Raw genomic sequence first — 8,568 nt, forward strand, 5'->3', positions numbered from 1 at the left:
TTATTGGGGCAGTCAGAGCAAGACCAAGATCAAAAGCAAGAGCACGGCGGCCTGAAAGCCGACCTGAGTGTTAAAAGCCAAATCAAAAACCAGAGCGAAAGCAGAGCTGCTTTTCTGTAGGAGCTGGCTTGCCGGCGATGCAGACACCTCGGTACATCAGACACACCGAGGCGATGCCATCGCCGGTAAGCCAGCTCCTACAGTGCACCGTGCCCGCTTTAGCGTTTGATTTTGCTTCTAAACACTCAAGCCGGAGTTAGGGCACTCCTCGCCTAGGCGAGGAGCCGAGTGGTGGGGCAAGAGCGTTTTGCTTACTTTTGACTGGGCCGGCATTCCGGCTGTTCAAAAGTGAGCCGCTGTAAGAGCGGAACCGATACAAGCCATCACCCAAATAATGGATATACACACCGCCCGTCACAGCTCCAGCCGAACCTGCGCACACAACCCCCCGCCGTCCCGGTTGCTCAACGTCAACTCCCCACCAATCGCCACCGCCAGTTGCTGGGCAATCGCCAACCCCAGCCCTGTACCACCAGTGCCACGATTACGCGAACTCTCCACCCGGTAAAACGGCTGCATCACCTGCACCAGTTCATCCTCGGCAATCCCCGGCCCCCGGTCCAGCACCTTGATCGAAAGCTCACCCGCCGCCGTCGACCCCACCTCCAACTGCGCCTCCCCGGCAAATTTCAGCGCGTTGTCCACCAGGTTCACCAGCACCCGGCGCAACGCATGGGGCCGCGTATCCAAAACCACCGCGCTTTTACCGGTCAAACTCACTTGCTTGTTCATATCCTGGTAATCAAACACCAGGCTGTCGAGAAACGCATCCAGGTCGATCCGGCAACTGGCCTCGGTGGACCCATGCACACTGCGGGCATACGCCACACCCTCGCGCACCAGATGCTCCATTTCCCCCAGGTCACTCCAGAGCTTTTCCCGGTCCACCGAGTCCTCCATGAACTCGGCACGCAATTTCATGCGTGTGATCGGCGTCTGCAAGTCATGGGAAATCGCCGCGAGAATCTGCATGCGCTCCTTGAGGTACTCGGCAATCCGCTTCTGCATTTCGTTGAACGCCGCCGCCGCATGCGCTACCTCGGTAGGGCCGGTTTCGTCCAGCGGCGTCGGGCGGGCATTCGGGTCGAGGGTTTCCACTGCCCGTGCCAGGCGTGTCAGCGGGCGGATGGCGATGCGCACGGCGATCCAGGTGCACACCAGCAACACCACCAGTTGCAGCACCAGTACCACCGGCAGCCAGAACGCAAACGGGATCGGCTTGGGATAGACATCAATCGTGACCGGGCTGCCATCGGCCAGGGTCAGGTGCGCCTGGAAGTGTTTTTGCAGGCCCGGGATGTCGCGGAACGTCAGCGGGTAGTGCTCGCCCAACGCATCGGAAATCGACGTCGCGGCCATGGGCACGTTGTAGCTGGCCATCGGCTCGCCGGGTTCGCCGGCATTCAGCAGGTAGCGGTAGGCGTTGCGGTCGAGGCGCGGCAGCCAGCTGGCACGCTCGGCGGCGGGCAGGCGGTCGAGGATCGCGATCGACGTCGATACGTCGTTTTCCAGGTTGCCCAGCATTACGCTGCGGGCACTCATGTAGCGCTCATAGAACTGCGCACTGAACGACAGGGCGTTGGCGCACAGCAGGCTGACGATGAAAATTACCGTCAGTTGCGCCGCGAGGGTGCGCGGCCAGCGGAACGTGAGGGTCATGCCGGGTCCCCAAGGATTTCCACGGCCAGGGAGAACACATAGCCTTCGCTGCGCACGGTCTTGATGTAGGCCGGTTCGCGGGCGTCGTCCAAAAGGCGCTGGCGCAGGCGGCTGACCAGCAGGTCGATGGAGCGGTCGAACAGGTCCGCGTCCCGGCCCTGTGTCAGGTTCAGCAACTGGTCACGGTTGAGCACCCGTTGCGGATGGTCGAGGAAGACGCGCAGCAAACGGTATTCGGCACCGCTCAAGGCCACCAGGGTGTTGTCTTCGTCCAGCAGATGGCGGGCGGTGGTGTCCAGGCGCCAGCGGCCAAAGCGGATCAGCCGGCCGCTTTCGGTCACCACCAGGTTTGGCGGCAGCATCCGTGTGCGCCGCAGCACGGCGTTGATGCGGGCCAGCAGTTCACGGGCGGCGAAGGGCTTGACCAGGTAATCGTCGGCGCCCATTTCCAGGCCGATGATGCGGTCGGTTTCATCGTTGCGCGCGGTGAGCATCAGGATCGGCGTGGCCTTGTGCTTGCCCACCCGCAGTTCGCGGCACAGCTGCAAGCCGTCGTCGCCGGGCATCATGATGTCCAGCACGATCAGGTCCACGGGCGTGGTGTCGAGGAAGCTGCGCATCTGCCGGCCGTCAGCCACCACGGTGGTGCGCAGGCCGTTCTTTTTCAGGTAGTTGCCCACCAGTTCGCGGATCTCCCGATCGTCATCGACAATCAGAATGTGATCGACGTGATCCATGCTGCCTTCCTCGTTGATTAGTCATTGATGCGCAGTCTAGCCACTGGCGGCGGGCTTGCCTTGTGCCCTTTGTATTGCAGTGTATCTGGCGGTGACGAGATACACATCGACGCAAAAATCCGGGCCTGGCCGACACAATCCGGATACCTCGCAAGGTTCAAATGAGCCCATCGAGGTAATCCGCCTCGGCCCACTTGAACCCCCGGGGAACCACCCATGACTATCAAAGCTGCCTATGCCAGTTGCCTGTTTGCCTTACTCACTGGCCTGAGTGTTGCCGCCCATGCCGAAACCACCGCCAGCCAGCCGGATATCCACCAGGTGCTGTCGATCTCCGAAGAGTCCGGTGGCGCGCTGTGCGGCATCGTCAACTCGAAACTGACCTACCTCGATTCCGAGGGCCAGCGCCACGTCCTCGACTACCGCAAATTTTCCAGCAATTGCCTTGAAGGCAACTGAGGAGACCGGCCATGACCCCACTCAACAGCTTTCTCAGCGCCCTGGCGTTTTCCCTGGCGGGTGTGGCGGCGGATGTGAATGCCGCCACCGCGAAAAAACTCACTGGCAGTGAAACCTGCTTCCAGAACACGCCGCTGGCGCAAAACGGCGCGGCTCGCAAACGCGCCGAAACACCCCCGGCCACGAGGTGACACCCATGAACTTCATCCGATACCTGCGCCGCTCAAAAGGCCTGCTGCTGTTGGCACTGGTGGTTGCCTTGGTCGGCGTGCCCAAGGCGGTGAACTACCTGATCAACAACGTCGATGCCGAAAGTTTCAGCCAGTCCGATGAGCGCATGCCTTCCCTCGACGGCGCGGTGGCCTGGCTCAACTCGCCGCCGCTGACGGCCGAGGGCCTGAAGGGCAAGGTGGTGCTGGTGGATTTCTGGACCTACGACTGCGTCAACTGCCAGCGCAGCCTGCCGTACGTCAATCAGTGGGCGAAGAAGTACGCCAGAGACGGGTTGGTGGTGATCGGTGTGCACACGCCGGAAAACGCCTATGAGAAAGTCCTGGATAACGTACGCAGCCAGGTCAAGAAGCTGGACATCCATTACCCGGTGGCCATCGACAACGACTACCGCATCTGGCGCGCCTTCGATAACCAGTACTGGCCGGCCCATTACTTCTTCGATGCCACCGGCAAAGTGCGCTACAGCCATTTCGGCGAGGGCCGCTACGACAATCAGGAGAAAGTCATCCAGGCCTTGCTGGAAGAAGCCAGGGCAGCGAACGCGCCAACCTAAGCTAATGCCAAAAAGGTATTTATTGCGGGGTTTTTAGATCGTTTAGCTTCACCACTCCACGTACCTGTTCATGGAGTGAGCACCCAATGTCGCACCCGCTGGCAATCAATACCTTGCCCCTGCTGGACCTGGCGCTGCTCGACGGCAGCCCGGCCCAGCGTGGGCAGTTTCTCGATGACCTGCGCCACGCTGCGCGGCATATCGGTTTTTTCTACCTCACCGGCCACGGCATCGACGCCGGGTTGCTCACCCAGGTGCAGCAGCAGGCGCGCCAGTTTTTCGCCTTGCCGGAGGCCGACAAGCTTGCTGTCGGCATGATCAACTCCCCACACTTTCGCGGCTACAACCGCGCCGCGTCGGAGATCACCCGGGGGCAGCCGGACCTGCGTGAACAGTTCGACCTCGGCGCCGAGCGCGAGCCGCTGCAACAGGGCCCGGACTCACCGGCCTGGTCGCGCCTGCAAGGCCCCAACCAATGGCCCGCCGCATTGCCTGAACTCAAGCCCTTGTTACTGGCCTGGCAGCAGGCGATGACGCAGATGTCCCTGCGCCTGTTGCGCTCCTTTGCCCAGGCCTTGTCGCTGCCGGAAAACGCTTTCGACCCGCTGTATGGCGCCAAGCCCAACGAACACATCAAGCTGATCCGCTACCCCGGCCGCCACGCCCAGCAGAGTCGCCAGGGCGTCGGTGCCCACAAGGATTCCGGCTTTCTCAGCTTCCTCCTGCAAGACCGGCAGGCCGGCCTGCAAGTGGAAGTGGAGGAGGGCCGCTGGATCGACGCCTTGCCGCGCCCCGACACCCTGGTGGTGAACATCGGCGAGTTGCTGGAACTGGCCACCAACGGCTACCTGCGTGCCACGGTGCACCGGGTCGAATCGCCGCCCCTGGGCAGCGAGCGTTTGTCCCTGGCGTTTTTCCTCGGTGCGCAACTGGACGCGGTGGTGCCGGTGTATCAGTTGCCGCCCGAGTTGCTGCGCGATGCCCACGGCCCCACCAGTGACCCGCGTAACCCGTTGCTGCGGGACGTCGGCTGGAACTACCTCAAGGGCCGCCTGCGTTCCCATCCGGATGTCGCCCAACGGTTTTACGCCGATGCCACGATTCCCCAAGCCCTGTCCGCCTGATAAGGAACATCACCATGCTCAAGAAAACAGCCCTGGCCCTGGCCGTCCTGATTGCCTCCTTCGACGCCCAGGCCGCCGAGGCCCTGCGTGTGGCGGCGGACCCGATTCCCCACGCGCAAATCCTCGAATACGTGCAGAAGCTCGACCCGCAGCTGCAGCTGAAAATCATCGAAATCCCCAACGGCGTGAACTCCAATGAACTGCTGGCCCACGGTGATGTGGACGCCAACTACTTCCAGCACTTGCCGTACCTGCACTCCCAGGAACAGGCTCTCGGCCAGAAATTCACAGTGGCGGCCACCGTGCATATCGAGCCGCTGGGTATCTACTCCCATCGCCACACCAGCTTTGCCCAGGTGCCGGATAAAGGCACCGTGGCCGTGCCCAACAACGTCACCAACCTGAGCCGTGCGCTGTACCTGCTGCAAGCCAACGGCCTGATCACGCTCAAGCCCGGTTTCAACGACCCGGCCAAGGACCAGGCAACGCCCAAGGACATTGCCGAGAACCCCAGGCACCTGAAGATCCTCGAGATCGAATCACCACAGATTCCTCGTGCCCTGGATGATGTCGACCTCGCCGTGATCAATGGCAACTACGCCCTCGAGGCCGGCCTGTCACCGGCCAAGGATGCCCTTGGGCTGGAAAAAGCCCAGGGCAATCCCTACGCGAATATCCTCGTGACCACCCCGAAATTGCAGGACGACCCACGGATCAAACAGCTGGCCAAGGATCTGAATTCGCCGGAGGTGGCCAAGTTCATCACCGAGAAATATGCAGGCTCGGTGATTCCGGTAGCTGTCGAATGATCGTCGTCGAGCAGGTCAGCAAAACCTACGCCGATGGCCAGCCGCCGGCGCTGGATAACGTGTCGTTGCAGATTGCCGACGGTTCGATCTTCGGGATCGTGGGGCGGAGCGGGGCGGGCAAGAGTACTTTGCTGCGCTGCCTGAACCTGCTGGAGCGCCCGACTTCCGGGCGCATCCTCATGGACGGCCAGGACCTGACGCTGCTCAGTGACAAGCAACTGCGCCAGCAACGCCAGCGTATCGGCATGATCTTCCAGGGTTTCAACCTGCTGCATTCACGCAACGTCGCCGACAATGTGGCGGTGCCCCTGGAAATCGCCGGTCAGCCCAAGGCCGAGCGCGTTGCCCGGGTCAAGGAATTGCTGGAACTGGTCGGCCTGAGTGACAAGGCGCTGGCCTTTCCGTCGCAACTGTCCGGCGGCCAGAAGCAGCGCGTCGGCATCGCCCGGGCACTGGCGGCGCGCCCGGATTATTTGCTGTCGGACGAAGCCACCAGCGCCCTCGACCCGGAAACCACCGCGTCGATCCTGGAACTGCTGCGCAGTATCAATCGGCAACTGGGGGTGACCATCGTGTTGATCACCCACGAGCTGGATGTGGTCAAGGCTATCTGCGACAGCGCGGTATCCCTGGCCAATGGGCGTGTGGTGGAAAGCGGCAGCCTGATTCAATTGCAGGCCGATCCCGCCTCAAGCCTGGGCCGCTCACTGGCCCCCAGCCTGCCAGCGGTGAGGGCAGTATGAAAACGGACTGGAACGACATCCTGCAACTGCTGCTCACGGCCACTGGCGAAACCCTGTACATGGTGCTGCTGGCGGCGGTCTTTACCTTGCTTATCGGCCTGCCCCTGGGGGTGCTGCTGTTTGTCAGTCGCCGCGGCGGGCTGTTCCCGCTGCCACGGGTGAACCGTGTGCTGGGTGCGGTGATCAACCTGGGCCGCTCATTGCCCTTTGTGGTGATGCTAATTGCCTTGATTCCACTGACCCGGTTGATCGTTGGCACCACATTGGGCAGCACCGCCGCCGTGGTGCCGATCACCATTGGCGCCTTTCCGTTCTTTGCGCGGATTGTCGAGAACGCGCTGGACGAAGTGGACAAGGGGCGCATCGAAGCCATCGTTGCCATGGGTGGAGATATTCGGCATGTGATCTTCAAGGTGCTGCTGCCGGAGGCGCTGCCTGCGTTGCTTGCGGGGTTGACCCTGACCCTGGTGATGCTGATCGGCTTTTCGTCCATGGCCGGGGTGATTGGCGGTGGCGGCCTGGGGGACCTGGCGATTCGTTATGGGTACCAGCGTTTCAATAACCAGATCATGGTGGTGACGGTGATTGTGTTGGTGGTGCTGGTCCAGGGCGTGCAAAGCCTGGGGGATCGTTGCGTGAGGTCGCTGGCGCATCGTCGATAAACGGTTATGTACTAATGAATTTTTAATATTTCTAGTTATATGCACGACTGGGTAAAGTTCCCTTACGTACCTTCACCTCGTCGCCGGGAAATACTCTTCATGAACCGTCCCCACGGGCATCCCACGCCGATCCTGACTTTGCCCCAGGGCGAAAAAGACCCGTTGTCGATTCGCGCCAAGGCACTGGTTTTTGCCGACCCGCGTTCCCTGCAACTGCTCGAATATTTGCAACGTGTCGGCCCCAGTGAAGCACCGGTGTTGATCAATGGCGAGACCGGCACCGGCAAGGAGCTGGTGGCGCGCTATATCCACAGCGCCAGCGGCCGCACCGGTGCGTTTGTGCCGGTGAACTGTGGGGCCATCAGCGAGAACCTTGCGGAAAGCGAATTTTTTGGGCATGAGGCCGGCTCGTTTTCCGGGGCCTCGGGGCGGCGGATCGGCTGGTTTGAAGAAGCCGATGGCGGCACCCTGTTCCTCGATGAGATCGGTGACTTGCCGCTGCCGTTGCAGGTGAAGCTGCTGCGGGTATTGCAGGAGCAGGAAGTGGTGCGAGTGGGGTCGCGCAAGCCGATCAAGATCAATATCCGGCTGGTGACGGCCACCAACATCGACCTGGAGCAGGCGGTGGAGGCGGGCAACTTTCGTCTTGACCTGTTCTATCGCATCAACGTGGCGCAGGTGCAGGTGTTGCCGTTGCGTGAGCGGCCGCTGGATATCCTGCCGTTGGTTGAGCATTTTCGGCGGCTCTACAGTGCCAGGCTGAAAATCGCTGAGCCGATGTTGTCGGAGTCGGCGACCCAGGCGTTGCTGGATTATCCGTGGCCGGGGAATATTCGTGAGCTGGAGAATGTGGTGCACCTGGCGCTTTTGGTGGCTGGGGACAGGCCGATCATGCCGTCGCACTTGAAGTTTTCTGCGGGGCTGAGTGCGATGCATGCCAGCGTTAACAGCGGGGCGCCGAGGATTCCGCAGGAGGTGGTGCGGGAGCAGTTGCTGCGGTTGTTCGAGGTGCCGGGGGATTCGTTGTTGCACGATATCGAGGATTTGATCGTGCGGGAGGCGTTTGCGTTTTGTGGGTTTAATCAGTTGCGTACGGCGGAATTGTTGGGGGTGACGCGCAATGCCATGCGGACGCTTTTGGTGAATCATGGGATGCTCAAGGGGCGGGTTAAACCCTGATTTTTTGGTGTACATATCCGTTATTTGGGTAACGGCTGCTTATGGTTTCGCTCTTACAGCGAGTCACTTTGCAAAAGCGGCAAAGTAACCAAAGCGCTCTGCCCCGCCTGTCGGCGCCTCGCCTAGGCTCGGCGTTCCCTCACTCCGGCACCGCGAAGCGGGCCGCCGCGATGGGCCATCCTTGGCCCAGCGCGGCTAAACCGGCGTTCTGCCGGTTTACCCGCTGCGCAATACCTGCGTTCGGCCTCGGGCTTATTGGGGCAGTCAGATCAAAAGCAAAAGCAAAAGCAAAAGCAAAAGCACAGCGGCCTCCCGGCCGGCTTGAGTGTTAAAAGCATAAGCAAAGACC

At 61.3% G+C, this 8,568-nt stretch carries 9 protein-coding genes and 1 pseudogene; 8 read left to right on the forward strand and 2 right to left on the reverse strand.

What is annotated here, in order from left to right; all coding sequences use genetic code 11:
* Positions 1–414 precede the first annotated feature (414 nt).
* Positions 415–1,719, reverse strand: a complete 1,305-nt coding sequence (locus tag HX814_RS28400; protein ID WP_177015442.1) for an ATP-binding protein — start codon at positions 1,717–1,719, stop codon at positions 415–417.
* On the reverse strand, positions 1,716–2,456 hold the full coding sequence (locus tag HX814_RS28405; protein WP_003212510.1) for a response regulator: 741 nt from the start codon (positions 2,454–2,456) through the stop codon (positions 1,716–1,718). The genes HX814_RS28400 and HX814_RS28405 overlap by 4 nt, the downstream gene beginning before the upstream one ends.
* A 216-nt stretch (positions 2,457–2,672) precedes the next feature.
* Between HX814_RS28405 and HX814_RS28410 the strand changes: the two genes are divergently transcribed.
* The 8 genes and pseudogenes from HX814_RS28410 to HX814_RS28445 all read left to right on the forward strand — a co-directional run bounded on the left by HX814_RS28410 (position 2,673) and on the right by HX814_RS28445 (position 8,219).
* A complete protein-coding gene (locus HX814_RS28410) occupies positions 2,673–2,915 on the forward strand; it encodes a DUF2790 domain-containing protein (protein ID WP_177010096.1) in 243 nt (80 codons plus the stop codon).
* Positions 2,916–2,926: 11 nt separating this feature from the next.
* The gene (locus HX814_RS28415; RefSeq protein WP_087695230.1) at positions 2,927–3,106 is read left to right on the forward strand and encodes a hypothetical protein; all 180 of its coding nucleotides are present in this window, start codon (positions 2,927–2,929) and stop codon (positions 3,104–3,106) included.
* A 77-nt stretch (positions 3,107–3,183) separates the two neighbouring features.
* Positions 3,184–3,702, forward strand: a pseudogene (locus HX814_RS28420) (thioredoxin family protein); the annotation flags it as partial.
* A gap of 86 nt (positions 3,703–3,788) precedes the next feature.
* Positions 3,789–4,826, forward strand: a complete 1,038-nt coding sequence (locus HX814_RS28425) for an isopenicillin N synthase family oxygenase (RefSeq protein WP_177010097.1) — start codon at positions 3,789–3,791, stop codon at positions 4,824–4,826.
* 14 nt (positions 4,827–4,840) lie between these two features.
* Positions 4,841–5,635, forward strand: coding sequence for a MetQ/NlpA family ABC transporter substrate-binding protein (locus HX814_RS28430; protein ID WP_003212522.1), 795 nt, complete (start codon positions 4,841–4,843; stop codon positions 5,633–5,635).
* Entirely contained in the window at positions 5,632–6,378 is a 747-nt protein-coding gene (locus HX814_RS28435) for a methionine ABC transporter ATP-binding protein (RefSeq protein ID WP_003212524.1), read from the forward strand. Before HX814_RS28430 ends, HX814_RS28435 begins: the two co-directional genes overlap by 4 nt.
* A complete protein-coding gene (locus HX814_RS28440) occupies positions 6,375–7,040 on the forward strand; it encodes a methionine ABC transporter permease (protein WP_003212526.1) in 666 nt (221 codons plus the stop codon). The genes HX814_RS28435 and HX814_RS28440 overlap by 4 nt, the downstream gene beginning before the upstream one ends.
* Positions 7,041–7,139: 99 nt before the next feature.
* Complete coding sequence (locus tag HX814_RS28445; RefSeq protein ID WP_003212528.1) at positions 7,140–8,219, forward strand: sigma-54-dependent Fis family transcriptional regulator; 1,080 nt, start codon at positions 7,140–7,142, stop codon at positions 8,217–8,219.
* The last annotated feature ends 349 nt before the right edge of the window (positions 8,220–8,568 follow it).

Origin of the sequence: Pseudomonas sp. C8002, from assembly GCF_013385765.1 — a bacterium.
GTDB lineage: Bacteria > Pseudomonadota > Gammaproteobacteria > Pseudomonadales > Pseudomonadaceae > Aquipseudomonas.